The 25,209-nt window shown below is 67.9% G+C and carries 19 protein-coding genes and 2 pseudogenes; 9 read left to right on the forward strand and 12 right to left on the reverse strand.

Features of this window, described 5'->3' with window-relative positions:
• Positions 1-249 precede the first annotated feature (249 nt).
• The 11 genes from HDA41_RS32670 to HDA41_RS32725 all read right to left on the reverse strand — a co-directional run bounded on the left by HDA41_RS32670 (position 250) and on the right by HDA41_RS32725 (position 13,130).
• On the reverse strand, positions 250-1,407 hold the full coding sequence (locus tag HDA41_RS32670) for an aldo/keto reductase (protein WP_230299546.1): 1,158 nt from the start codon (positions 1,405-1,407) through the stop codon (positions 250-252).
• A gap of 277 nt (positions 1,408-1,684) precedes the next feature.
• Positions 1,685-2,263, reverse strand: coding sequence for a hypothetical protein (locus tag HDA41_RS42825; protein WP_184993925.1), 579 nt, complete (start codon positions 2,261-2,263; stop codon positions 1,685-1,687).
• Positions 2,264-2,504: 241 nt separating this feature from the next.
• Positions 2,505-3,482: an aldo/keto reductase gene (locus HDA41_RS32680; protein ID WP_184990399.1), complete on the reverse strand. Its 978-nt coding sequence runs from the start codon at positions 3,480-3,482 to the stop codon at positions 2,505-2,507.
• A gap of 47 nt (positions 3,483-3,529) precedes the next feature.
• A complete protein-coding gene (locus tag HDA41_RS32685) occupies positions 3,530-4,729 on the reverse strand; it encodes an XdhC family protein (RefSeq protein ID WP_184990401.1) in 1,200 nt (399 codons plus the stop codon).
• A gap of 135 nt (positions 4,730-4,864) precedes the next feature.
• On the reverse strand, positions 4,865-7,072 hold the full coding sequence (locus tag HDA41_RS32690; RefSeq protein WP_184990403.1) for a xanthine dehydrogenase family protein molybdopterin-binding subunit: 2,208 nt from the start codon (positions 7,070-7,072) through the stop codon (positions 4,865-4,867).
• Positions 7,069-8,049: an FAD binding domain-containing protein gene (locus HDA41_RS32695; RefSeq protein ID WP_184990405.1), complete on the reverse strand. Its 981-nt coding sequence runs from the start codon at positions 8,047-8,049 to the stop codon at positions 7,069-7,071. Before HDA41_RS32695 ends, HDA41_RS32690 begins: the two co-directional genes overlap by 4 nt.
• Positions 8,050-8,054: 5 nt before the next feature.
• Positions 8,055-8,696 carry a (2Fe-2S)-binding protein gene (locus HDA41_RS32700; protein ID WP_184990407.1) on the reverse strand — a complete coding sequence of 214 codons (642 nt, stop codon included), beginning with the start codon at positions 8,694-8,696 and terminating at the stop codon, positions 8,055-8,057.
• A gap of 233 nt (positions 8,697-8,929) precedes the next feature.
• Entirely contained in the window at positions 8,930-9,820 is an 891-nt protein-coding gene (locus HDA41_RS32705) for a helix-turn-helix transcriptional regulator (RefSeq protein WP_184990409.1), read from the reverse strand.
• 724 nt (positions 9,821-10,544) lie between these two features.
• A complete protein-coding gene (locus HDA41_RS32715) occupies positions 10,545-10,676 on the reverse strand; it encodes a hypothetical protein (RefSeq protein ID WP_260423378.1) in 132 nt (43 codons plus the stop codon).
• Positions 10,677-10,707: 31 nt separating this feature from the next.
• Positions 10,708-11,592 (reverse strand): aldo/keto reductase, encoded by an 885-nt coding sequence (locus tag HDA41_RS32720; RefSeq protein WP_184990411.1) that lies wholly within the window; start codon positions 11,590-11,592, stop codon positions 10,708-10,710.
• Positions 11,592-13,130: an MFS transporter gene (locus tag HDA41_RS32725; RefSeq protein ID WP_230299547.1), complete on the reverse strand. Its 1,539-nt coding sequence runs from the start codon at positions 13,128-13,130 to the stop codon at positions 11,592-11,594. The genes HDA41_RS32720 and HDA41_RS32725 overlap by 1 nt, the downstream gene beginning before the upstream one ends.
• A gap of 197 nt (positions 13,131-13,327) precedes the next feature.
• Between HDA41_RS32725 and HDA41_RS32730 the strand changes: the two genes are divergently transcribed.
• From HDA41_RS32730 to HDA41_RS32750, 5 genes and pseudogenes are all read left to right on the forward strand, one after another.
• Positions 13,328-13,516 carry a hypothetical protein gene (locus HDA41_RS32730; RefSeq protein ID WP_184990413.1) on the forward strand — a complete coding sequence of 63 codons (189 nt, stop codon included), beginning with the start codon at positions 13,328-13,330 and terminating at the stop codon, positions 13,514-13,516.
• Between the two features lie 2 nt (positions 13,517-13,518).
• Positions 13,519-14,415 (forward strand): helix-turn-helix transcriptional regulator, encoded by an 897-nt coding sequence (locus tag HDA41_RS32735; RefSeq protein WP_184990415.1) that lies wholly within the window; start codon positions 13,519-13,521, stop codon positions 14,413-14,415.
• A gap of 27 nt (positions 14,416-14,442) precedes the next feature.
• Positions 14,443-15,462: an aldo/keto reductase gene (locus HDA41_RS32740; RefSeq protein WP_184990417.1), complete on the forward strand. Its 1,020-nt coding sequence runs from the start codon at positions 14,443-14,445 to the stop codon at positions 15,460-15,462.
• Between the two features lie 573 nt (positions 15,463-16,035).
• Positions 16,036-18,885 carry an NACHT domain-containing protein gene (locus HDA41_RS32745; protein WP_230299548.1) on the forward strand — a complete coding sequence of 950 codons (2,850 nt, stop codon included), beginning with the start codon at positions 16,036-16,038 and terminating at the stop codon, positions 18,883-18,885.
• Between the two features lie 243 nt (positions 18,886-19,128).
• Positions 19,129-19,489, forward strand: a pseudogene (locus HDA41_RS32750) (NAD(P)-dependent oxidoreductase); the annotation flags it as partial.
• Positions 19,490-19,523: 34 nt separating this feature from the next.
• Here the strand turns inward: HDA41_RS32750 and HDA41_RS32755 are convergent.
• Positions 19,524-19,923: pseudogene (locus HDA41_RS32755) on the reverse strand (TOBE domain-containing protein).
• A 98-nt stretch (positions 19,924-20,021) separates the two neighbouring features.
• Here HDA41_RS32755 and HDA41_RS32760 point away from each other — a divergent pair.
• The 4 genes from HDA41_RS32760 to HDA41_RS32775 all read left to right on the forward strand — a co-directional run bounded on the left by HDA41_RS32760 (position 20,022) and on the right by HDA41_RS32775 (position 24,926).
• A complete protein-coding gene (locus HDA41_RS32760; protein WP_184990419.1) occupies positions 20,022-22,082 on the forward strand; it encodes a Shedu anti-phage system protein SduA domain-containing protein in 2,061 nt (686 codons plus the stop codon).
• Positions 22,083-22,492: 410 nt separating this feature from the next.
• Positions 22,493-23,197 carry a site-specific integrase gene (locus HDA41_RS32765; protein ID WP_184990421.1) on the forward strand — a complete coding sequence of 235 codons (705 nt, stop codon included), beginning with the start codon at positions 22,493-22,495 and terminating at the stop codon, positions 23,195-23,197.
• 125 nt (positions 23,198-23,322) lie between these two features.
• The gene (locus HDA41_RS32770) at positions 23,323-23,625 is read left to right on the forward strand and encodes a helix-turn-helix transcriptional regulator (RefSeq protein ID WP_260423695.1); all 303 of its coding nucleotides are present in this window, start codon (positions 23,323-23,325) and stop codon (positions 23,623-23,625) included.
• A 128-nt stretch (positions 23,626-23,753) separates the two neighbouring features.
• The gene (locus HDA41_RS32775) at positions 23,754-24,926 is read left to right on the forward strand and encodes a tyrosine-type recombinase/integrase (RefSeq protein ID WP_311772168.1); all 1,173 of its coding nucleotides are present in this window, start codon (positions 23,754-23,756) and stop codon (positions 24,924-24,926) included.
• The last annotated feature ends 283 nt before the right edge of the window (positions 24,927-25,209 follow it).

Below are 25,209 nucleotides of genomic sequence, written 5' to 3' on the forward strand. Positions count from 1 at the left end.
CTGCCCGGACCGTCCGCCGCGTTGTCGAGCCTGTGCGCGAGGCAGTCACACGCCATGGTGACGTCGCGTTGGATTCTGCGGAGGGCGAGCACGAAAGACTGCGGCACAGGGCCTCCTGGCGCTGCTCGGTCGGGATCGCAACCCCGAGCTCCCAGGAGGCCCTGCCGTTGTGCCACGGCTGCCGAGAGATCACCCGAACAGGAACCGTGTCCGACTGATCAAGACCGTCGAATGGTAAGCGGAAGGCTTCTACGGCAGGGGCGAATTGCCGTGCCCACCGTCAGAGCTCGTCCCCAGCTTGGCCCCGACGTCGATCATCGCAAGCATCGGTTCGCTCAATCGCGCGCCCTGCACCCGGATTTGAGCGAAGCCGTCCTCGATGTCCGCGATGTCGGCGGCGGTCAGCTGGACCTGAAGCGCGTCCATGTTTTCGTCCATGTGCCCCTGTGTGATCGGCCCCGGAATGGGCACGATCCACGGCTTGCGGGCGAGCAGCCAGGCGAGCGCTATTTGGGCAGGCGTCGCTTGCTTGCGTGCACCCACGCGCTGCAGCAGTTCGACGACGGGCCAGTTCGCGCGGCGGGCCTCCGGGGTGAAGCGGGGGAGGCTAGCCCGCAGATCCGCGGGGCCATGCACCATCAACGGAGTGACGGTGCCGGTCAGATAACCCATCCCGAGCGGACTCCACGGCACGAACCCGATACCCAGCTCTTCACAGGCCCGGAGAACTTCTATCTCCGGATCGCGGGTCCAGACGGAGTATTCGTTCTGCACCGCCGTGATGCGCTGCACTTTGTGCGCGCGCCGAATGGTAGCTCCGCCCGCGGCAGAAAGTCCGAAGTGGCGTATTTTGCCCTGGGAGATCAACTCCTGTACCGTCCCGGCCACCTCCTCGATGGGCACCTTGGGATCAACGCGGTGTTGATACATGAGATCGATGTAATCGGTCTTCAGGCGTCGGAGCGACTGATTGGTCACCCGCTTGATATGGTCAGGACGGCTGTTGAGTCCCTGAATCTGCCCGTCCCGACTGATGTCGAACCCGAACTTGGTGGCGATAACCACCTGGTCGCGCATCGGCGCCAGTGCCTTGCCGACTATCTCTTCGCCAAGGTACGGCCCGTAGACTTCGGCGATATCGAAAAACGTGACGCCCCGGTCATAGGCCGCCCGGATTACCCGGATCGCTTCCTTCGTGTCGATCGGCGGTCCATACATCCCGGCGAAGTTCTGGCAGCCGAGCCCCAGGGCAGACACTTCCAGTGAGCCGAGCATGCGGCGCTGCGTGCTCGACGGGCCTGAATTCGGCGCAGACGGTTTTGGTGTTTTCGCCTGAGCGGTTGAAAGAGGCAGGACAGATGCTGCGCCCACTCCAAGGCCGGCGGCCATGAATCCACGGCGTTTCACGACGGTTCTTCTCCTCTTCGTTCTTTTACTTCAGCTTGGGTTTGCTGAAGGCGGCTGATCGTTGAGCGCGAGAGATTCCGACAGGTCGCGGTAGGCGTGAAACTGGGCCTGCAGGGACGGCGACCTTCTGCTCGGCTGAGGCGATTGTGTAATTCCTGAATCGCTGTGTTGGTCGGCCTGGCCGCTTTCAAGCCACAGTCAGACGATTCGTGACCTGCGATGGGACTGCTTTCGCGGGACTATGCTTTATCTCGCCAAGCCGTCCCCCTGCTCGAATTCAGTTAAGCATCCGCAGACCCGGTGTCGGCTGCTGGAGGGGGTCTCCTTCGTCCAGGGGTCTGCCAGTACCCCCGTAGAGCTCGTAACACGATCTTGTTGGGTTGCCCTGGTCGGGCGTGACTAATCTGGCGATTCGGCTGCTCGTGCTGCTGTGAGTACTTGGCCGTGAATCGTGGATGGCGATTTGTGGGGGATGCGCGGGGCGTCGTAGCCGGAGCCGAGGACCACCGCAACTCTTCGGGTTTGCCTCGTGCCACTGCCCGGCGGCGTTGAGCCGCTCGACGACATCGCGCAGCTGGACGCTGGTGACAGCGGCAAGGCTGACGCCGGGCTGAAGGCGGAGCGCATCCAGCGCCGCAATCCACGACGTGCGGCCGGCCTCCAGCGCGGCCACGACCGAGTAGGCCCGGCCCGGGGTCATCTGGTGCTTGGCATCACCCCGGCAGTAGGTGTGGCAGGAGGAGCGGTTCGGGCAAGTGGCGGCGTCCGGCCGCAGCCAAGGCGAAACGTCGTCCGCCAGGACCAGGCGGCCGACCGCCGCCTTCGACAGCGGCAGCCCGGCATTCGTCCGCCGCAGCCGGTCAACGCCAGGCGTCTCAGCAGGGCGTCGGTGAGCTCGAACAGCGCGTCACCGCGTCAGGGCAGGCAGTCGTAGAAGTCGCTACGGAAGCGTGACAGCGTCGAGAACACCTCATACTGGTCCCCCTGTTGCAGCACACTCTTCTTCTCCACGGCCGCGGTCTGATCAGGTGCGTCCTTGGTGGAGCACATGATCAGGCCGAGGCCACCCGCGTGTCCGGCACAGAGCTGGACGGCGGTCAGCGCTCGATGGCGGCCATGCCGCTCTCGTCGTGGCGCTCACCGACGGGCGGGGTGAGGTTGTTCAGCCGGTCGAGCTGCCCGGTGCTGAGCTCGATGCCGTCGGCCGCGGTGTTCTCCTCGACGCGGGCGGCCCGCTTGGTGCCGGGGATCGGGGCGATGTCGTCGCCCTGCGCGAGGAGCCAGGCCAGGGCGATCTGAGCCGTAGTGGCGTCGACCTCGGTGGCGATGGCCTGGACCTCGTCGACGATGCGCAGGTTGAGCTGGAGGTTCTCGCCGGTGAAGCGCGGGTTGGTCTTGCGCCAGTCGTCGTCGGCGATGTCGTCGGTGGAGCGGAACGTGCCGGTGAGGAAGCCGTGGCCGAGCGGCGAGTAGGGCACCAGGCCGATGCCGAGTTCGCGCAGCAGCGGCAGCAGTTCGGCCTCCAGGTCACGGGTCCACAGCGAGTACTCGGTCTGCAGTGCGGCGACCGGGTGGACGGCGTGGGCGCGGCGGATCGTCTCGCCCCCGGCCTCGGACAGGCCGATGTGGCGGACCTTGCCCTCGGCGACCAGCTCGGCCAGGGCGCCGACGGTCTCCTCGATCGGGGTGTCGGGGTCGACCCGGTGCTGGTAGTACAGGTCGATGTAGTCGGTGCCGAGCCGCTTCAGGGAGCCTTCGACGGCGGTGCGGATGTTCGCCGGGCTGCTGTCGAGGACGTACGGTCCGCCGCCGGCGTGCGAGTACATGCCGAACTTCGTGGCCAGGACGACCTGGTCACGGCGGCCTCGGAGGGCCTGGCCGACCAGTTCCTCATTGATGAACGGCCCGTAGATCTCGGCCGTGTCGAGATGGGTGACGCCCAGGTCCAGTGCCCGGTGGATGGCGCGGATCGACTCGGCGTCATCGGTGCTCGCACCGGAGTAGAAGGCGGACATCCCCATGGCGCCCAGGCCGATCCGGGAGACGTTCAGCCCACCGAGTGAGACGTGCTGCATCAGATAACTCCGTTCTTAGGTTTCCGATTTCCGGGCGCACTCGCCCCTCATCCAGGCAACCACCCGTCGGCCACGACCGGGCCCGCGTACGGGGTACTGCTTTTCGGGGGGTCCGCCAGTGCCCCCTTCCACGACGCCGTCACCGGGGCATGGATCGGGCCGGTACGGCGAGACAGGGGCAGGCCGGTGCCGTCGTGGGCGTGGGTGATGATCTCGGCGGTGATGGAAATGGCCGTTTCCTGGGGTGTGTGGGCGCCCAGGTCGAGCCCTATCGGGGAGTTGAGGCGGGCGAGGTCTGCCTCCGGTACGCCGGTGTCCCGCAGTAGTTCCAGGCGCTGTTCGTGGGTGCGCCGCGAGCCCATGGCCCCGATGTAGCCGACCGGCAGGCTCAGCGCGAGGCGCAGGAGGGGGATGTCGAACTTGGCGTCGTGGGTGAGGACGCAGATGGCGGTACGGGAGTCCACTTCGGTGGCGGCCAGGTACCGGTGCGGCCAGTCGGTCACGACCTCGTCCGCGTGCGGGAAGCGGGCGCGGGTGGCGAAGACAGGACGGGCGTCGCACACGGTGACTCGGTAGCCCAGAAAACGCCCCGCCTCGCTCAGCGCGTCGGCGAAGTCGACGGCACCGAAGATCAGCATGTGGGGAGGCCGGGCACTGGTGTGGACGAGCACCGACAGCCGCTCGGGGCAGGTGTCGGCGTCCCCGCCGACCTCGATCCGGCCGGTGCGGCCGGCCCGCAGCAGCGCACGCGCCTGCGCCGCCACAACCTCGTCCTCGCGTTGCCCGCCCAGGGTTCCGTCGTACGGGCCCTCGGCAGGCACGTAAAGGGTGCCGCCGAGGAGTTCTTCCGGGCTGTCCACGACCTGGGCCACCGCGGCTGGTCGGCCCGCCACCATTTCGGCGAGGGCTGCGGTGAGATGGGGCTGCACCGCGGGATCCACCCGCTGTACCAGGATCTCGATTTCGCCACCGCAGGTCAGGCCCACGGCGAAGGCGTCGGAGTCCGAGTAGCCGAAGCGCGTCAGTACCGGAGCACCGCCGGATTCGAGTGTCTCCCGGCACAGTTCGTAGACCGCTCCCTCCACGCAGCCGCCGGAGACGCTGCCGATCACGTCGCCGTCGGCGCTCACGGCGAGCGCGGTGCCGGGGGGCAGGGGTGCGCTGCCGTTGACGTCGACGACGGTGGCGAGGGCGAAGGGACGGGCTTCCCCGCACCAGGCGTGCAGCGTTTCCGCGATGTTCAGCATGGACGGGTCTTCCTCGAGGACGTGGTGAACGGGCCGCCGCCGCACCGCCGGGGGGACGGAGTTCGCGGCGGCGGCCCTGGTGTGCCCTGCGTGGCGGGGGGTGGCCCGCAGGGCGGTCGTGGCGAGCCTGGTTGCTCAGAGCAGGGCTTCGGCCGTGATGGGCAGGTCGCGGATGCGGCGTCCGGTGGCGTGGAAGACCGCGTTGGTGAGGGCGGCGGCCACCCCGAGCTGGACGACTTCGCCGATGCCCTTGACGCCGATGGGATCGGCCTCGTGGTCCTCCCCGTCGAGGTAGATGGCCTTGAGGTCGGGGATGTCGGCGTTGACGGGGACGAGATAGTTGGCCAGGTCGGCGTTGACGATGCGGCCGTCGCGCTGGTCCATGACCGTGTGCTCCAGCAGGGCTTGCCCGATGCCGCCGACCATGCCGCCCAGGGCCTGGCTGTCGGCGAGCTTGGGGCTGATGACGCGGCCCACGTCGTACACGCCGAGCATCCGCCGCATCCGGACAAGACCGAGGCGGGCGTCGACGGCGACCTCGGTGAACACCGCGCCGTAGGAGTGCACCGAGGCCCGGTGGGACTCTTCGGGGGTGTAGGAGCCGAGCACTTCGAGGTGGGTGCGGTTGTTGCGGGCCAGCAGCCGCTGGTAGGTCTCCCCGCGCGCGGGGTTGTCCTTCACGTACAGCCGCCCGCCGCGTACGACGACGGTGTCGGCGTCGGCGCCGTACAGCGGCGAGTCCTCGTCCTCGACGGCGAGTTCGATCGCCTGCTTGCGCAGCTTGTCGCAGCCGTCCTGGACGGCGGAGCCGACGTTGGCCATGGTCATGGAGCCGCCGTGCGGCGGGGTCACCGGCATGCGGGAGTCGCCGAGACGGAAGGTCACGTTGCGTATGGTCAGGCCGAGGGCGTCGGCGGCGAGCTGGCTCTGGGAGGTGTAGGTGCCGGGACCCATGTCGCTGGTCGCGGCTTCGACCAGAGCCGTGCCGTCGGCGTTGAGCCGGACCGACGCCTGGGCTGCCCAGTAGAGGTGGTGGTAGACGCCGGCGGCCATGCCGGTGCCGATCAGCCAGTCGCCGTCGCGGGTCGAGCGGGGCTTGGGGTTGCGGCGGTGCCAGCCGAACTCGCGGGCGCCGGTGGTGTAGCACTCGCGCAGCCGCCGGGTGGAGAACGGCAGTCCGTTCGACTCGTCCTCGGCCGGCTCGTTGCGCCGGCGCAGCTCGATCGGGTCGATGCCGAGTTCGTGGGCGAGTTCGTCCATCGCCGACTCGACGGCGAAGGAGCCGGTGGCGTAGCCGGGCCCGCGCATCCAGCACGGTGTGTTCACGTCGAGCGACACCGTCCGGTATTCCTGGCGGACGTTGGGGGTGCTGTAGAACATGTTGCCGGGGGCCAGGATGCCCTCTTCCACGAAGTTCTCGTACGTCGAGGTCTCGGCCGTGACGTCGTTGACCATGGCGGTCAGGCGTCCGCGCCGGTCACTGCCCAGGCCCAGCCGGAACTCGTACGTGGGCCGGTAACCGACCCCGAAGTAGAGCTGCTTGCGCGAGAGCACGAGTTTGACCGGGCGGCCCGTCTCACGGGCGGCGACGGCCGCGATCGTGACGTGCGGCCAGGAGCGGATCGCGCCGCCGAACCCGCCGCCGACGAACGGCGAGATGACACGGACCGACTCCTGCGGGATACCGAACACGGCGGCCAGCTCGACCTGCGTGCCGGGCACCCACTGGGTCTTGTCCCACAGGGTCAGCTTGTCCCCGTCCCAGCGGGCGATGGTGGCGTGCGGCTCCATCGGGTTGTGGTGGTTGCGGCCCATCCGGTACGTCACGTCCAGCCGTACAGCGGCGGAGTCGAGCGCCTTGTCCGCGTCACCGCGCGCGTACGTGATCGGCTTCCAGTCCGGGCGGTCGGCCGGGTCGGCCATGTCGGTCGACGGCGGCTGGGCGTCGTAGGAGACCTTCACCAGGCTCGCCGCGTGCTGCGCCGTCTCCAGCGTGGTGGCGACGACGACGGCGATCGGCTGCCCGTGGAAGTGGACCTGGTCGTCCTGGAAGACGTGCAGTCTGTCGCCTTCCAGCGGGTCGATCGAGGCGGGGTTGTCGCGGTAGGCCAGCTTGGGCGCGTTGAGGTGGCTGATCACCTTCAGGACGCCGGGCTGGGCGAGGGCGGCGCGGGTGTCGATGCCGGTGATCCGGCCGCGGGCGACGGTGCTGTCGACGACGACGGCGTGGACCACGCCCTTGATGTCGTGCTCGGCGGCGTATGTCGCCTTCCCGGTCACCTTCAGCCGGCCGTCCACGCGGGAGAGCGGCGCTCCGACGGCTGCCTGCGGCTGGGGGCTCATTTGGTACCTCCTACGACGCGCAGCTGGCGTTCGACGGTCCGTTTCAGCAACTCGACCTTGAAGCGGTTGTGCTCCAAGGGGCGGGCCCCCTCGGCGGCGCGTTCGGCCGCCGCGGCCCACAGGCTTTCCGACGGTCGTTCGCCGATGAGGTGACGCTCGACGGCGGGCAGCTTCCACGGCACGGTGCCGACGCCTCCGGCGGCCACCTTCGCCTCCTGGATCCGCCCGCCGCGTACGTGCAGGGCGACGGCCGCGGAGGTCAGGGCGAACTCGTACGACTGCCGGTCGCGGACCTTCAGATAGCCGGACTTGAGGGGACGGGGGTGGGCCGGGATCTCCACGGCGGTGATCAACTCACCGGGGCGGAGGGCCTGTTCGCGGTTGGGGGTGCTGCCGGGCCGGAGCAGGAAGTCGGCGAAGGGGACGCTGCGTTCCCCGGCCGGGCCGAGCAGGTGGACGGTCGCCTCCAGCGCGGCGAAGGCGACGGCCACGTCCGAGGGGTGGGTGGCCACGCAGTCCGCGGACGTGCCCAGGATCGCGTGCGTACGGTTGAAGCCTTCCAGTGCCGCACAGCCGGAGCCCGGCTCGCGCTTGTTGCAGTTCGCGGTGACGTCACGGAAGTACGTGCACCGGGTGCGCTGCATGATGTTCCCGCCGATGGTGGCCATGTTCCGCAACTGGGCCGACGCGCTCAGCTCCAGCGCCTGCGAGATCACGGGGTAGAGAGTGCGCACCTTGGGATGGGCGGCGGCCTCGGCCATCCGCACCAGGGCGCCGATGCGCAGGCCGCCGCGCTCGGTGACGGTGACCTCCCGCAGGGGCAGAGCCGTGATGTCGACCAGGGTTCTGGGGCGTTCGACGGTCTCGCGCATGAGGTCGACCAGGGTGGTACCGCCGGCGATGTACCGCCCGCCGCGCCGGCCCGCGTCCAGGGCCTCGCGGGTGCTGTCCGCCGTGGTGTAGGAGAAGGGGTACATGGCACTCACTTCCCGTGCGCGGTCTGCTCGACCGCGCGCACGATCTTGACGTAACAGCCGCAGCGGCAGATGTTGCCGCTCATCCACTCCCCGATCTCGTCCTTGGAGCCGGTGTGGCCCTCCTGGATGCAGCCGACGCCGGACATGATCTGGCCAGGGGTGCAGTAGCCGCACTGAAAGGCGTCCTGTTCGATGAACGCCTGCTGCAGCGGGTGCAGTTCGTCGCCGTCGGCCAGACCCTCGATGGTGGTGACCTCGGCGCCCTCCAGCCGTATCGCCAGCGTCAGGCAGGAGTTGACCCGCCGTCCGTCGACCAGGACCGTGCAGGCCCCGCAAGCACCGGCGTTGCAGCCCTTCTTGCTGCCGGTGAGGTCCAGATGCTCTCGCAGCAGATCCAGCAGCGAGGTCCGGTTGTCGACGGTGACGGTGTGCCGCTTGCCGTTGACGGTCAGGGAGACACGGCCGCTGGGCGGCGCGTCAGCGGCGGCCGCCTCCTCGGCGCCCAGGCCGAACGGTCCCGCGACCAGGCCGCCCGCCACTACAGCACCACCGACAGCGGCGGTCGCGGCGACAAACGTGCGTCGGGACGGTTCCGACGGGGGCGTGGCCGGCGGAGGAACAGCTGAATCAGTGACTTCAGTAGACATGCGTACGCTTTCTCCTCGGTGGAAGGTCAACGGCCTTGCTCATCGGCGCATTTGCAGGGGGACTGGCGTCGTCTCCAAGGCGTGGCAACCGGCTGGTCTGCCCGTCGCCCGGCGATGACGGATGCTGCGTCTGCGCATGAGGGCATGCGTCGGCAGGTCAGCTGCACCCATCAGGCGCGCGACCGTCGTTGCCGCTCTGCTCCGGATGCGATCCGGCGCTTGCGTCGCGGGTGTCAGCCGGCGGGGTTGTGTGTCTGTCCGGTGGTGTGGGGGCTGGTGGTGTGCGTGGTGGTCCAGCTGGCGAGGATGTTGAGGGCCTCGGCGGAGGGAGAGGCGGGTTCGGGGGTGTAGATGACGAGGGATTGTTCGAGGTCGCCCTCGACGGCCAGGACTGCGAATTCGAGGGTGAGATCGCCGACGAGCGGGTGGTGCAGGCGTTTGATGCCGGTGGTATGGGCGCGGACGTTGTGATCGGCCCACATGCTGCGGAAGGTGTCGCTGTGCAGGGACAACTCGCCGATCAACTCGGTGAGTTGCGCGTCATCGGGGTGACGGCCGGCGTACAGGCGGAGCCTGGCCACGCACGTCTCGGCCACCTGGTCCCAGTCGGCGTACAGCCTGAAGGCGGCCTCGTCGAGGAAGACGTAGCGGGCGAAGTTGCGCTCGCGGTGGGGCCGGGCTTCAAAGTCCGTGTAGAGAGCGCAGGCGAGCTTGTTGGCGGCCAGGACGTCCAGGCGTCGCCCCTCGATCACCGCGGGGACGCTGAGTGAGTCCAGGGCGCGGTACAGGACCGGGTGGACCCTTTGGGGGGCGAGGGGGCGCTTGCGGCGGGTCCGGGCGGTGGGCTTGGGCTGGGTGAGGGTGAAGAGATGGGCGCGTTCGGTCTCGTCGAGGTGCAGGGCGCGGGCGACCGCGTCCAGGACGGTTTCGGAGACGCCCTGGGTGCGGCCTCGCTCCAGGCGGACGTAGTAGTCGACGCTGACCCCGGCGAGCTGGGCGACTTCCTCGCGGCGCAGCCCCGGCACGCGGCGGGGCCCCGGGTGTGGGGTGAGGCCGGCCTGCTCGGGGGTGATCCGGGCCCGGCGGGTGCGCAGGAACTCACGGATCTCGCTGCTGCGGTCCATGGGACCACCGTAGGACGGCGTTGTGCCCGCCGGAGCCTTGTAAGGGGTACTGGCAGACCCCCCGAAGAGCGGGGCCCGTACGGCGGCGCACGTGGGGACCGCGGGTGGTCGCCTGGACGGCGGGTACTCATGAGCGTGCCCCCATGCCGGCGCTATCGAGGTCGCTGATGCAAAGCCAAGGGAATTCATCGCGCAGCCGATCCGGCCTTGCTGGATGCGCAGTGATGAGCGCGGGCGCCCTGGCCGATGGCAGTTGCTCACCGTCAACGGTCGGCTCGCGCTGACCGGTCAGGGCATACGCGGACGGCGAGTACAGAGGCGGCAGCGGGATCCATCGACGTGGCGGTCACCCTTGACGAAGGCGCGATCACCGACGTCACCGTCACGGTAGCGACATCGAGGTCCTGGCTGGGACGGTTCACGAGCTGGCGTGCCCGGACGGCGTATCCGCCGGTGAGGACAAGCGGGTACGGAGAGCCGAGCGTGATCACGTCCGCAAGAAGCCGCGCGTGCAGCTCCGGCATGTCCATCACGCGGCTGCCCGGGTGCGCGAGGCGAGCTGAAGGAAGGCGTCCTCCCACACCGTGCGCACGGTGCGACCGACCAGAGTGCGCAGCACGGCCACAGCTGGAGAAGCAGGTCCTGGCTGAGGTAGTGGGGAAGGCCATCGCGTAGGCCCTCGTGCAGGACGGTGCCGTACAGGCCCATACGTGGTGACGGTTGCTCATTGGCAGATGCCGCAGTACAGGATGTCGAGCTTGACGTCGTGCGGTCCGACATCGCGGCGCTCGCTGGTGACGGGGCCGAGCGGCTTGCCTGCTTCGTGGGTGCCGAACGCGTTGACAGTGGTGGACACGGTGATTCCGTTTCGCGGATGGCAGGTGATGTCAGGCTTCGGGGATGGCGCGGCCGAAGTCGGCGAGGGTGACGTTCTCCGGCTCGGGACCTCCGCGGCGGCCGGTCTCCAGGCCGTCGAGGGCCTTCAACTCGTCCGCGGTGAGTTCGAAGTCGAAGACGTCGATGTTCTCGGCGATCCGGTGGCGCTTGGTCGACTTGGGGATCACCGAGCGACCCTGCTGGAGGCCCCAGCGCAGCAGCACCTGGGCCGGGCTCTTGCCGTGCGCCTCGGCGATGCGGGTGACGGCCGGGTCGTCAAGGACGCTCCTGCGGTCCTCGCCGTAGCCCGGGTAGAAGGTGATCCCGCCGATGGGGGACCACGCCTGGTTGAGGATGCCGTGCCGGTCGTCGAAGCCGAGTACGGCGCGCTGCTGGAAGTAGGGGTGGATCTCCAACTGGTTGACGGCCGGCACGACGGAGGTCGCGTCGAGCAGCGCCGTCAGGTGATCGACCATGAAGTTGCTGACGCCGATGGCTCGGACCTTGCCGTCGGCCAGGAGCTTTTCCAAGGCGCGGTAGGCGGCGAGGGTCTTGTCGAAGTCCGACGGCAGGGCCTGGTGCAGGATCAGCAGGTCGATCCGGTCGACGCCGAGCTTGGCGGCGCTCTTGTCGAAGCCGTGCAGGGTCTCGTCGTAGCCGTAGTCGCTGATCCAGATCTTGGTCTCGACGAAGATGTCCTCGCGCGGCACCGCGGACTCGCGGATGGCCTGGCCGACCTCGCGTTCGTTGCCGTACGCGGCGGCGGTGTCGATGTGCCGGTAGCCGAGGTCGAGGGCCGCCGTGACGGCCGCCCGGGTCTCGTCCGGCGGGGTCTGGAAGACGCCGAGCCCGAGGACGGGCATCTCGACGCCGTTGTTGAGGGTGAGGGTCTGCATCACAGAGACCTTTCGTTCCGGGTGGCCCGTACGGGCACGATGAGGGTCAGGACGGCCACGACGGCCAGGGCGAGCAGCACGGTGGAGCCGGTCAGGGCCGCGCCCGAGCGGGACGCGATGTCGGCGGCCGCATGGCCGGTGGAGACGGCGGCGGCCACAGCGGTCAGGATGCTCAGGCTCAGCGCGCTGCCGACTTGGTGAACGGTGTTGACCAGGCCCGAGCCGGCCCCCGCGTCCTCAGGGGTGACGCCGTCGACGCCGCTGGAGGTCAGCGGGGCCAGCGCCAGCCCCTGGCCGGCGCCTATGAGCACCATTGGCAACGCCACTCCCGTCAGGTAGGGCGTGTGCAGGTCGAGGCGGCTCAGCCAGGCCATGCCCACCGTGGTCAGAGCGATTCCGGCGGCGAGCACCCGCGGCCTGCCGAACCTCTCCAGCAGCCGCGGCACCCGGACGGCGAAGACGAAGTTGACCAGCGTCATCGGCAGGAAGGAGAGCCCGGCCTGCAACGGCGTCCGGTGGTAGACACTCTGCACGAACTGCGCGGTGAAGAAGAAGAACCCCATCATCGCGCCCATGTAGAGCATCCGGGTGACGTAGGCGCCGCTGCGCTCCCGGCTCGCGAACAGCCGCAACGGAACGATCGGCTGCGCGGCCCGCCGCTCCACCTGCACGAACAGGCCCAGCATCACCGCACCGGCCCCCAGGGGGAGCAGGGTGGCAGAAGCCGTCCAGCCGAGGTCGGCCGCATCGACGATCCCCAGGACCAGGGCGGTCGAGCCCAGCGTCGCCAGCAGAGCCCCGGTGATGTCGAAGCGGCCCCGTCGGCGGTCGGTCTCGGGCAGGAACCGCAGGGCCAGCACCATCATCACGATGCCGATCGGCACGTTGAGGAAGAACCCGGCCCGCCACGAGACCAGGTCGGCGACGAGCCCCCCGACGACCAGGCCGAAGGCCGCACCGAGACCGGCCACAGCACTGTAGGCGGCCATGGCCCGGTTGCGGGACCGGCCCTCGGCGAAACTGCGCGTGAGCAGAGACAGCGCGGAGGGAGCCAGCACCGCCGCCCCGACGCCCTGGAGCGCCCGCGCGGCGATCAGCCACCATGCGGTCTGCGCGGCGCCCACCAGGAGCGAGGCCAGCGAGAAGGCGATCAGCGACAACAGGAAGACCCTGCGGTGTCCGAACAGGTCACCGGCTCGCGCTCCCAGGAGCAGCAGCCCGCCGAAGACCAGGACGTAGGCATTGGTGATCCAGGACAGGCCGGTCTCGGAGAAGCCCATGTCGGACCGGATCTGTGGCAGCCCGGTGAACACGATGGAGTTGTCCAGGATGACCATGAAGTAGCTGACGCAGATGATCGCGAGGATCAGTGTCGAGCGGGCCGGGGACCCGCGCTGCTCGCACCGGTCCGGGCGCGTCGCGGGGACGGCGTGGTGACCCCTGGGTCGCTCGGCACACGGGGGGTTGCCCGGACGGCTCGGGTCGGCGACGTGCCCGGCACGGACGTCGCCGGCCTCGCATGTGGGTGCTGCGCGCACGGTGTTCCTTCGAGTCGGCTGTGAGTTCAGGCCCGGTCTCGGACCGCCACTTCTGGCCTTCCCCAGGTAACTGCACGTCGGCCCACGAGTGGGAGTCACTGCTCTTCCAGGTACTGGCAGTACCTCGCAGGCCGGCTCGGACAGACCTAACGTGATGGTTTCGGCACGACACGCAGGACGATCAAAAGGAGGTCGCAGTGCCCCCGGCTCCGGCATCCACACCAGCCCGTCGGCTGAGCCGCACCGTCTGTCCCGCGCCGCCCTCCCGCTTCGGCGACGTCCTGCGCGACGGCGCACGGGCCCAGCTCGGGGCGAGCACGCTCCACACCGATCCGCGCCCGCCGCTGTCCGCCGTAGGCGCGGCCGACGACAACACCAGGATCTGAGCATGGCCGACAGAACCAAGAAGGACCTCGCCCCCGAAGTGCGCGAGTTCCTGAGCACCCGACGGGCGCGGCTCACCCCGCAGCAGGCCGGGCTCCCGGTCTACGGCGGAAAGCGACGCGTGGCGGGGCTGCGTCGCGAGGAGGTCGCCCTGCTCGCGGGAATGAGTGTGGACTACTACGTCCGGCTCGAGCGCGGGAACCTCAGCGGTGCCTCGGACTCGGTGCTCGAAGCCCTCGCGCACGCACTGCAACTCGACGAGGCCGAGCGCACCCACCTCTACGACCTGGCCCGTGCGGCGGCACCGTCGGGCCGACGCCCCACGGCGACCGCCTCCCGGGTACGGCCGACGATCCTGCGCCTGCTCGACTCCATGGCCGATGTGCCGGCCTATGTACGCAACGCCCACTTCGACATCCTGGCTGCCAACACCCTGGGGCGGGCAATGTACGCGCCGATCTACGACTCACCGCTGTTCGCGCAACGCGGGCCGGTCAACAGCGCCCGCTTCATGTTCCTGGACCCCGCGAGCAGGGAATTCTGGGCCGACTGGGACAAGGGGGCCGACGACGCGGTCGCCTTCCTGCGCACCGAGACCGGCCGCGCACCGCACGACAAGGCGCTGACCGACCTGGTCGGGGAGCTGACCACCAGGAGCGACGACTTCGCACGCCGCTGGGCCCGCCACGACGTGAAGTTCCACCGCTCGGGCGTGAAGAACCTGCACCATCCGCTGGTCGGCGATCTCGCCCTGCCCTACGAGGCGATGGACCTGCCGTCCGACCCTGGACTCCGCCTCAACTTCTACACACCCGAACCGGACTCCCGGGAGCAGGAGGCTCTCGGCCTCCTCGCCAGCTGGGCGGGCACCGGCACCGTCGTGCCCTCCCGGAACGACTGACCACCCTCGATCGAGGAGAACCACTTCATGCAGTACCGACCGCTCGGCCGCACAGGCGTCCAGGTCAGCCCGCTCTGCCTGGGCGCGATGATGTTCGGCCCCTGGGGCAACGAGGACGAAGCCGACTCGATCCGGATCATCCACCGCGCCCTCGACGCGGGTATCAACTTCGTCGACACCGCTGACGTGTACTCCGCCGGCGTCTCCGAAGAGATCGTCGGCAAGGCGCTCAAGGACCGACGCGAGGACGTCTTCCTGGCGACCAAGTTCTTCATGCCGATGGACCAGGACGACCCCAACCAGCGAGGCGGCTCACGGCGCTGGATCATCCGCGAGGTCGAGAACTCCCTGCGGCGGCTCGGCACCGACCACATCGACCTCTACCAGGTACACCGACCCAGCCAGGACACGGACGTGGCAGAGACCCTCGGCGCCCTCTCCGACCTGGTGCATCAGGGCAAGATCCGCTACATCGGCTCCTCGTCCTACTCCGGCTCCCAGATCGTCGAGGCCCAGTGGACCTCGCGAGAGCGTCACCTGGAGCGGTTCGTGACCGAGCAGCCGCCGTACTCGATCCTGGTCCGGGGCATCGAGGAGGACGTGCTCCCCACCGTGCGCCGTCACGGCATGGGCACGCTCACCTACAGTCCGCTCTCCGGCGGGTGGCTCTCCGGCCGCTACCGCAAGAACGCCTCCGAGGGCCCAGCCTCCGCGGCGCGCCCCCAGGCCCGGTTCGACATGAGCACCCCCGCCAACCAGCGCAAGCTCGACGCCGTCGAACAGCTCGCCGTCCTGGCGGAGAAGGCCGGTCTCACCCTGATCGAGCTGGCCGTCGCCTTCGTCATCAACCACCCCGGCGTCACCTCGGCGATCATCGGCCCGCGCACCATGGAGCAGCTGGAGGCGTTCCTGCCCGCCGCGGACATCACGCTGTCTTCCGACGTGCTCGACGCCATCGACGAGATCGTCGCCCCCGGAGTCACGGTCAACCCCGTCGACAACAGCTACGGAGACTTCGAGCTGCGGGCTGACCAGCGGCGGCGCTGACGTGACCCGCCTCGGCCGGTCATGGTCGATCGAGTCGGGTCACCGGCATAAGCGGAGTGATCGGCCCCGGGGCTGTGCCCCGCTCGACCGCCCACTCCCGTGACAGAGCTTTCTCTCCCTGCCCCTGCACGCGCGGCGGGCAGGGGCGGCGCCGCAGTAGGTCGGCATGCGGCGTCACCGCTGTCCGGCGTGACGCTCATTTGACGCTCTGCGCGTCTAATCGCTCCCGAGAGAGTCAGAAAACCAGCTCTGACCTGCGAGTTTATCGAACCCTCCTGGGGTGACGTGTTTCCGATGACGCATCATGTGGAGTGCGTCGCCATCCTTGAACCGGCGGCTAAGGGCTCCTGACCTGCGGTTTTACCCGTGTGCATTATGTGCGGTGTGGGCGTTACGGGCGATATCTTGACGCTGAAATGACGCTCGTGACGCTCATTTGACGCTCGTTCTGATGGGCTGTCAGGCGTGTTGCTGGGCTGGTCAAGCCACGTGAATCGGCGTGGTCGCAGAGGCCCGGCCGGGGAAAAGTTCCGTTGGGCGGTCGGGAGATAGCCGCGGCGGCATCATGGCGGGGTGGATTACAACCTCAGCGGGCTGAGCACCCGGGAGTTCGAGCACGTGTCGCAGGCCCTGGCCCAGGAGATCCTCGGGCCGGGCGTTTCGGCCTTTGGGGACGGCAAGGACGGCGGGCGTGAGGCAACGTTCGAGGGGCGGGTGCCCTATCCGAGCGAGCTTGAGGCATGGGACGGCTACGGGGTCGTGCAGGCCAAGTTCCGGCAGCGCACGGATCAACAGCCCCAGGATGCCGTCTCGTGGCTGAAGGGGCAGGTCAAAGAGGAATTCGAAGCGTGGCTGAGCCCGACCTCGAAGCGAGAGCGGCTGCCCGAGTATCTGATCTTCACCACCAATGTGATCCTGACTCCCGTGCGGGGCAGCGGAGGCATTGCCCAGATTGAGCAATTCGTGTCCACGTATGCGGCACGCCTTGGGCTCAAGGGCTGGGCGGTGTGGCACCACGACCAGCTGTGCCGCTACCTGGATCGGTACGACTCCATCCGCCGTACCTACGCCGGTGCCATCACCTCCGGTGACGTCCTCGCACAGTTGCTCGACGCCGTGTCCGCCGGACACAAGCCCAGGTCAGATGCCCTCACTGATGCGGCCCGTGCCTCGCAGCACCGCCGTGAGGCACGACTGAGCCTTGTGCCCGAGGAGCGCGCCGATGCCGTTCTGGACTGGGCTGACAAGTCCTCACTGCCGGTGGTGACTGTCCCAGCCGGCACTCTGGCGGTTCTGGTCGCGCCCATGGGAGCTGGCAAGAGTGAGGAAGCCGAAAGTTGGTTGCGGGAAGGGCTCCGCGAGGCAGCGGGTGACCCTGACGTGGTGATCCCTGTATGGGTGGATGCTGGCAAGGCCGTACCGGATCTGCTGGACGCCATCCCGCGCGCGGGCGGCGAGCCGGCGAGTGGACTCGGACGTATCGTGATCGACGATCTCGATGGGATCTCACCCGAGCAGGTTGCACAGCTCCTGTACGAGCCCAGGCTTCTGCTGGCCGCCCACCCGACCGCCCGGATTCTCGCCACATGCAGACCTGGAATCGAGCTGGGCAGGGCTGTGGTGCACGAGGTCGCCCCGTGGTCAGTTCGGAGGGGCGCGGAACTTCTGGACCTTGTTGTCGGAAGCGACGCGCGGATGCTTTTCGAAGAGCGTGAAGTGCAGGACCTGCTGACCAGCCCCCTTCAAGCACTGTCCGTCGCCTCCCGCCTCCTGGCCGGTGAAGACGCACGGGTGTCCAGCCTGGAGCTACTGTCCGGTCTGGCCGCTTCCGTCATCAAAGGACGACGCAAGGGCTCCCCAACCTCACAGACCTGGGACCGCCTTGCTCGTCTCGCCGTACACATCCTGAATGCCGGAGGTTCAGTCCCCGCTCAGCATTTCGGGCATGAAGCCGAGGTGTGGGAGCTGACCGACACCGGTCTGGTCGTCCAGGAAGCTGCGGGACTCCGCTTCGCCCTGCCTGTCTTCGAGCAGCACTTCGGCGCCCAGGCCCTGCGCAAGGGCTCCGTACTGCCGGAGGAGATCGTCACTGCCGACGCTTTCCCTCGGTGGCGCTACGCGATCGCGTTCGCCGTGAGCGCGAGTGCCCCGGACGAAGCGGAGAACCTCATGCTCCGCCTTGCTCGGGCCAACCCTGCGGCCGCTTCCTGGACGTTCGACGAGATTGCCCGGGGCAAGAAGCAACACCATGGCATGCGAGAGGCTGAAGACACGGCCAGGACCACCATCGCCCGACTGGTCCGGGCGGACCACGACGAACTCCGAACGGCTGAAACCGCAGGCACTTGGCTGCGGGAGGCGCTCGAAGCCCTTGTTGAGGGTTTCGGTCCGCTGAGCGGCTCGCTTGTTGAAATGCGGGATGGACGGCTGCCTCGGTGGGGAGTGTGGGCGAAGGAGGGCTGGGTGGCCATCTCTCCGTCGAGATACTCCTCCGAGCCGCCCGCGGTGACTCCACTGGCCTCACACCCGTCGAACCGTGAAGACCTCGAATGGCGATGGTGGAGTCAGCACCTCTTTCTTGGAGAGCCGCTGGGCAGGTGGGGCTGGGCCCGCGGACGGATCCGCGAGCCCCTTGAGCGTGTAGTCCGACGTGGTGCTCTTCTGGTGCCGCCGGATTCTCCGTTGGCCCATGAGCGGCTGTGGCACCTTGCGCAGCGACTCCGCCAGGGAAACGTGCCCCGCGATGGCGTCTCCGTGCCCGAAGTGCGCCGGCGAGTTGAGGCGATGATGGAGCGTGTGCGGACATCCGTGCGGTACACCCATCAGGTTGCGGGCTACACCTACGACACGGCGGACATCCGGTGGTTGCACTCCCAGTTGGCCGGTGTTATCGACGAGGTGTTGCGCAGACCGTACGGCGAACCGGATCAGGAAATCCCTCGGCGCGGACGGATGTGGCAGGGGTATTCCCCGTTGCTGACGCTGAGGATCACCAGACAGATTCTGCGGGACGCCCTCATCGGCTACCGACAGCTGGTCGAATTGAACTTCCCGTCCCTCGCCCCTGCGCTGGGCCTCTACAGCGTTCTGCCCGTGAGCGCCGAGGGCATGGTGGTCATGCCGGAGGACGACACGGACGGGTCGCACAGCGGCTTGATCCATACCCTCCGCCCCAAGGCGGCAGGGCGCCGCAATGACCCACCTGAGGTGGACCTGGACCTGTGGACCGAGCCGGGGTTCGGCCCTACCTCCGTTCCCCGGTGGTCCGGTCGATGCCAAGACGAATTTCCATCGGCCGTACTACGTAGATCGCGAGCTGTCCACGGGTCATCCCGCCCGGCGACTGAGCTCGCCTATGAGTGGCTGGTCCGTGACTTGAAGGCGGTTGGCTGGCTGGGTGTGAACGTCCAGCTCTCTGTATGAAGGCGTCGTTAAGGTGTCAGGGACGGCGATCGGCCAGGCACGCCGTCCAGCTTTTGTAGTGGGTGGTGTCCGAGCCGGATGCCGCCGTTGCGGAGTGAGCGAGTATCCAGGCGGGCAGCCCGTATTGTCGTGTAGAGCGTTTGAACTGACCGAGCAGGACACGGGATTGACCCTTCGTGAGTTGGCAACGGAGCTGGCCAGGAGTTATCAGGCTGCGTGGTATCAAGGAGACTTCCCCTGTGAGAGGGCCTCTTCGGCGACGAGCTGCTGGGGGCGATGAAGCGCGGCGCGTACCTGATCAACACCGCGCGGCGAAGATCGTCGACCGGGACGCCGTCGACCGCGCCCTGCGCAGCGGGCAGTTGGCGGGCTACGCGGGCGACGTCTGGTACCCGCAGCCAGCCCCGGCCGACCACCCCTGGCGCACGATGCCGCACCACGGCATGACCCTGCACATCTCCGGATCGTCGCCCGCTACGCGGCCGGCACCCGGGAGACCCTGGAGCCTTGGTTCGCGGGCCGCCCGATCCGCGACGAGTACCTCATCGCCGACGGCGGCGGCCTCGTCGGCACCGGCGCGCACTCCTACTCCGTCAACAAGTGAGCCACGGAGGCCACCGCCACCTGACCCGCCCACGTCAGACCCGGTCGATGTGCACGTCCATCGACTTCACCCGCACGGTGGCCTCCATCCCGACCTCCAGACCCAGCTCCTCCACAGCCTCCCGCGTCAGCAGGGCCAGCCGGCGCGGGCCCCACCTGGATCTCCACCTGCGCCGCCACGTCACCGAGCTTGACCGCGGTGACGATGCCGGGGAAGGCGTTGCGCACCGAGGTGCTGGAGGCACTCTCCTCACCGCTCCCGGCCAGCTCCACGGAAAAGGCGGCCAGATCCTCCCCGTCGATGACCCGCTTCCCGCTCTCGTCACGACGGGTCGCCACCCGGCCCGCGTCCGCCCACCGCCGCGCGGTGTCCGGACTCACGCCGAGTAGCCTCGCGGCCTGGCATTGTGCAGGACTGCATGCGCGCCAAGATATGCCGTTCGGCTCAGGCGGAGGACACCGGCGAAGCCCCAGGGGATCCAAGAATGCCCATTCACCCACCCGATGAGCTGACGGGTGTCCATCCTGGGTAAATGACTCAGCCTGCCCCTTCGCCAACACCGCACGGCACTCCGAAGATCACGGCGCTGACGCGGCGCGACATCTTTGACTACCTGCGTGGTGAGGGCGGCCCCTGGTGCGGACGGCTCGAAGAGATCGAATTTCTGGAGGACCTGTACGACCTCGACCGGCTGGCGTCGACGGACCCCCGGTTCACGACCGCGCGAGAGGACATCGACAAGCACCGGGTCATCAACCCGATGGACTGGCCGGACGACTGGGTCTTCGAAGATCCGCGCTTCCAACTCCTCGACGGCCATGACGAGGTACTCCTCGCTTTCCTGGCACGGTTCGTTCATCCAGACGTGCAGTCCGACGTCGACCATTCCTCCCGGCACGTCGAGGAGTTGAACCGCCTCCTTGGACCGGACGGTTGGGCCCTCCGGCCTTTCGACTTCTTGTCGGGCCGACCGATCTACACCCCCTTCCCTACCCAGGCAACCGGCCCGCTGATCTCGCTGCCCCTTGATGACGACGACACCGTAAAACTCGACCTCGTTCTCGGGCAGACCTTCAGCCTCCTCGACCGCGACGGCGAGGAGGCCGCCCGTGACCTGCTCCGCCCTGCTGTCCTGACACTGCGCCGTGACGGCGGCTTCCTCCACCACATGCCCGGTGACGGATGGACGGCCGACACATACGAGGCCGTTCTCACTGTGGATCGGGCCCTCTTGCCCGCGTTCACAGAAGCCGTGACCGACGCGATCTGGCAGCGTCTGGAGTCCGTGCTCACCCGGCTCCAGCGCGAAGACGTGCAGTCCCTTGAGATCGAGGGCACCATCGGGCCGCTACCGGCTGTCTCGCAGAACTGGAGAAACCAGACAGCCGAGCCCGTTCCGGAGGCCGTTCGACGCCTGCGCATCGCCTTGCCGTCCACAGAATTCGACGTAGCGCGGCAGGACTTCGCGGACCTTGAGGTGAGAGGCAACGGATTTGCCTACTTCTACGACACCCGCCAGGGTCGAATGATCTCTGACTTCCTCCTCGACGACCGGCCGCTAGTGGCAACGCTGTGTCACGTCACCTTGATCAACAAGGGCGGCGTCCTCTCGCCTCGGATCAAACTGTGGAAGAAGGACAAGTCCAAGGCTGCGAGGACAGCAGTCATGGAGGCGATACCCGGTACCGAAGCTACTCAGATCGTCAAGGCGCTCGTCGATACCAGCGATGCCCACGAGAACTTCTGGAAGGTCATCTGCTTCATCCAGAACTGCGTCGGGCCGGACAACATCCCCGGAGGCAGCCGACGGCTGGTTGTCGGCGACGAGGCCGAGTTGGCCAGATTGCTCGCCGACCAGGACCGCACCACGCTCCTCGAAGCCGTCAGGGCCGCCATCGGCGGCGCCCTCACCGATGAGGACATCCGGAGAATCAGCAACCGCAAGTCGCAACTTCAGCGGTTCAAGGAGCTGTTGACCGACGCAGAGGCTTTCGAACGCGAGCGCGGCCGGGTGGCAGGGCCAGAAGCGGTCTGGCAAAGCTTCTTCGAGGAGAACCCGTGGATCTTCGGGTACGGCCTCAACCTCGTCGCCTGTGAACCCCTCGACGACGGCAAACTGGAGCGCATCACGACTGGCGCCAACATCTTCACAGGGGCGGGAAAGCGGAGCGACGCTGTCATGCGCTCCAAGGGCTTCATCAGTAGTTTGCTGCTCTGTGAGATCAAGACACATATGACGCCCTTGTTGGCCAGCGCGCCTTACCGGGCCCCGGACGTCTACCACGTCTCCAAGGATGTTGTCGGTGCCGTGGCGCAAGTACAGAAGACTGCCTATAAGGCTCTACGACTGGTCACCGGCGAGCTGCACAAGCTTTACCGGGACGACGGTTCCCCGACCGATATCGAAATCTCCACGGCCCGTCCCCGGCAGGTACTCGTAATCGGAAGCCTCAGCCAGTTCACTAATCGCGGCGCGGCGAACCCGGAGAAGATCGCCTCCTTCGAGCAGTACAGGCGGTCCGTCCAGGATGTCGAAGTCATCACGTTCGACGAACTCTACGAGCGGGCCAGCTTCATCGTGGAGGACCGCTGAAGCGTGGTGGTTTCGAGGACGTGATGATGCCTCTTGGTGCGGCCTGAGAAGTTGGACCGGCGGTGCTAGAGATAGAGCAGGCGCTTAGAAGACGCCTGCTCTATTCCGGCGTTTGGCTCGTTCAGATCGACCGCTCGGTGGCTGGGCGTCAGCGATTTTGGGTCGGCATGGTGATTCGCTCACGGCAGACGCATTGAGCCCGGAAGGGACTGGAATTGCGCGGCGAAGCAAGTGAACCTAGAGCAGCTCACGGAAGATCGTCTGCGTGGTCGGCGGAACATAGCACGGGATCGCCGGTTACCCAAACCGGCGATCCTCCGGACTATTGGAGAGGTTCGGTCGCCGTGCGATTCACAGACGGTGCCCGGACTGCCGTGCCTACCCCACGCCTCACCACAAGGAGCTCACACATGGCCGCAGTTGTTGGCGCCAAAACGTTTCATCTGACCGATCGGCAGTGCTTTTCGATCCTGGACTGGGCCGCCGAGCAGCCGCAGAACGGTCTCGTACTGCGGGCCTTCCTGGCGTCCATCGCCCTCGCGGCGCTGCAGCCGAAGGAGGCCCTGGTGCTGCGTGTCCGAGACGTGGAACTCGCGGACGACGGCAGTGGTTGGCTGCTGATCCAGCCTCAGGGACAAGAGCGCCGCGAGACGGATTCGGAGCGCGCGGGCGCCGAACGGCGTGTTCCCACCTGCCGGGAGTTGGTGGCGCTCCTGAAGGCGGAGATCACCCGGCGCGACCTCCGCCCCGATGACGCGATATTCGTTCTCGACGACGGGCGACCGCTGACCGCCCCGGTCTACCGGAAGATCTGGCAGCAAGCGCGGGCGGCGGTTCTGGAAGCGCACGAGGCCGACTCGTCGCTCGGCAGGAATATCTCCGCTCTGCGTGACGCGTGCATCGCGGCGTGGCTGAAGAACGGTGACCAAAGCGCGGCGCACATCTTCGTGGTGGCCGAGTGCGCCGGAATGAGCGCTCCTCGCCTCGCCGAACGCTTCGCGCACTGCCTTCGTAAGCCGACACGGGATGAAATCCCTTGGGACCGGCTCGAAGCTGCCCTCGCCCTTCCTGACCTGTCGAGTGAGCCGGCCCCGACCGCCGTGCGCCGTCCGTAGCGCTGTTCCGCGTTGCGGATCGTCTGCGATTCCCTTCCTGCCGCATGACAAGGCGACGGGTGGGCGGGATTGGATTTCCGCCCACCCGGGCTCACTCCGCCCCTACCTCACAGAGAACACCACCGATGCCTGGACGATCTTCGCTTGCCGCTACCGCTTCCTCAGGCGCCACATCCGCCGCCTTCCTGACCGTGAAGGACGCCGCCGACTATCTCGGCCTCTCACCCCATACGCTCTACGTCTGGCGCCACCGTCGCCAGGGACCCCCGAGCTTCCGTATGGGACCCCGCGGTCGCGTCATGTACCGGCTCGAAGCGCTCGACGCCTGGGTCCGCGAACAGGAACAGGCCGACTCCCGCTCCAACCCGGCCCTCAACCCGCTCAACACCCCTCTGCAGGAGCGGTCGAGCCGCTTCCTCAACGCCTGAAACCCCAAGCGCCGTGGAGCGTTGCCTCCATCCCCGTCACCAAGGAGTTCCACCTGGCCGGCTACATAGAAGACCGATGGCTGAAGAAGCGCCCCAACCCGAAGACCGGCAAACGTGACCGTACCGCCATGTACGGCAAGTGCACCCGCTATCGCGTCAAGGGCACCCCCGGTGTCAAGGACCGTTCCTTCGACGCCCTCCAGGACGCCAAGACCTGGCTCGCCCAGGCTCAGACCGACGCTCGCCGTGGCGAGTTCGTCGATCCGCGCGACGGGGCCATCTCTCTCAAGGACTACATCGCGACGCACTGGTGGCCCACCCAGAGCGGTGACCCGTCCACGATCGAGCGGATCGAGCAGAGGGTGCGCCGGCACATCGTTCCCCACCTAGGGTCTCAGCCGCTCAACGGCATCGGAACGGAAGTCCTGCGCCACTGGAAGAAGCGGCTGGAGAAGGACCTCGGTCCGACCTCGATCCGCCTTGTCTGGGCGACGCTCTCCAGCATCCTCCAGGCCGCCGTCGAGGACCGTCGCCTCGGACGCAACCCGTGCCGCTCCAGCACGGTCGGCCCTCCAGCCGCCAACCCCGGCAGGGTCGAGGCGTGGCCGCCCGAACGGGTGCTGGCGGTACGGGACGCCCTGCCCGACCGCTACCGGCTACTCCTCGTGATCGGAGCAGGTCTCGGGCTCCGGCAAGGGGAGGCGCTCGGGCTCTCAGTGGACGACATCGACTTCGAGAAGGAAGTCGTTCACGTCCGGCGGCAGATCAAGATGGTGCGGGCGAAGCTCTGTTTCGCGCTTCCCAAGGGCCGCAAGGTCCGGGACGTGCCGCTGCCGTCCATAGTGGCCCGGGCCATCCAGCAGCACATGGCGCAGTTCGCGCCGGTGCCAGTCACGCTGCCCTGGGACGACCCGACTGCTGCCGAGACGCCGGTGGAGGCCAAGCACCGGCGGCCGAGGACCTACAACCTCTTGGTGACGGGACGCGAGCGGAAGGCGGTCAACCGGAACTACTTCAACTCCTACGTGTGGAAGCCCGCGCTGGCCACGGCGGGCGTGATCGCCCCGCTGGAGGAGGGCAGCACCGACGGCGCTCGCGTGTGGGAGCCGTCCCGGGAGCACGGTTTCCACGCCCTGCGCCACTTCTACGCCTCCGAGGAACTGGAGGCTGGCGAATCGGTCGTCTCCCTGGCACGCTGGCTGGGGCACTCCGACCCCGGGTTCACGCTGCGGAAGTACTCCCACTTCCTGCCCCGCGCCGGTGCACGAGGCAGCGCCGCCATCGACGCGATCTTCGCGTAGCCACGGCCGGTCGGCAGAGCCTCTGGAGCGCGGCTCGTAGCGCACCGCGGGCCCAAAGTCCCAGAGAAGTCCCAGAGATGCCGCCGCACCCCTCCTTGACCCGTTAAGTAGCAGGTCAGGCGAGGTGCGGCGGCATCCTCGTATCAAATGTCCCGGAAAAGATCGAATCCGCTGTCGTCCAGCACCGGCAACGCATCTTCGGTGATGTCTCAGAGGACGAGGCCAGGAGCAAGATCGATGCGACCGCGGTGCAGAGCGTGTCCGAGCGCGTGTGGCGCATCGT

Origin of the sequence: Streptomyces caelestis (assembly GCF_014205255.1) — a bacterium.
In the GTDB taxonomy this organism is placed as follows: domain Bacteria; phylum Actinomycetota; class Actinomycetes; order Streptomycetales; family Streptomycetaceae; genus Streptomyces; species Streptomyces caelestis.

Excerpts from the sequence above, each read along its gene's own strand:
- HDA41_RS32680 (WP_184990399.1), bottom strand. The coding sequence starts at position 3,482 with ATGCAGCACGTCTCACTCGGTGGGCTGAACGTCTCCCGGATCGGCCTG.
- HDA41_RS32685 (WP_184990401.1), bottom strand. The coding sequence starts at position 4,729 with ATGCTGAACATCGCGGAAACGCTGCACGCCTGGTGCGGGGAAGCCCGT.
- HDA41_RS32690 (WP_184990403.1), bottom strand. The coding sequence starts at position 7,072 with ATGAGCCCCCAGCCGCAGGCAGCCGTCGGAGCGCCGCTCTCCCGCGTG.
- HDA41_RS32695 (WP_184990405.1), bottom strand. The coding sequence starts at position 8,049 with ATGTACCCCTTCTCCTACACCACGGCGGACAGCACCCGCGAGGCCCTG.
- HDA41_RS32700 (WP_184990407.1), bottom strand. The coding sequence starts at position 8,696 with ATGTCTACTGAAGTCACTGATTCAGCTGTTCCTCCGCCGGCCACGCCC.
- HDA41_RS32705 (WP_184990409.1), bottom strand. The coding sequence starts at position 9,820 with ATGGACCGCAGCAGCGAGATCCGTGAGTTCCTGCGCACCCGCCGGGCC.
- HDA41_RS32720 (WP_184990411.1), bottom strand. The coding sequence starts at position 11,592 with ATGCAGACCCTCACCCTCAACAACGGCGTCGAGATGCCCGTCCTCGGG.
- HDA41_RS32735 (WP_184990415.1), top strand. The coding sequence starts at position 13,519 with ATGGCCGACAGAACCAAGAAGGACCTCGCCCCCGAAGTGCGCGAGTTC.
- HDA41_RS32740 (WP_184990417.1), top strand. The coding sequence starts at position 14,443 with ATGCAGTACCGACCGCTCGGCCGCACAGGCGTCCAGGTCAGCCCGCTC.
- HDA41_RS32760 (WP_184990419.1), top strand. The coding sequence starts at position 20,022 with ATGACTCAGCCTGCCCCTTCGCCAACACCGCACGGCACTCCGAAGATC.
- HDA41_RS32765 (WP_184990421.1), top strand. The coding sequence starts at position 22,493 with ATGGCCGCAGTTGTTGGCGCCAAAACGTTTCATCTGACCGATCGGCAG.
- HDA41_RS32770 (WP_260423695.1), top strand. The coding sequence starts at position 23,323 with ATGCCTGGACGATCTTCGCTTGCCGCTACCGCTTCCTCAGGCGCCACA.
- HDA41_RS32775 (WP_311772168.1), top strand. The coding sequence starts at position 23,754 with ATGTACGGCAAGTGCACCCGCTATCGCGTCAAGGGCACCCCCGGTGTC.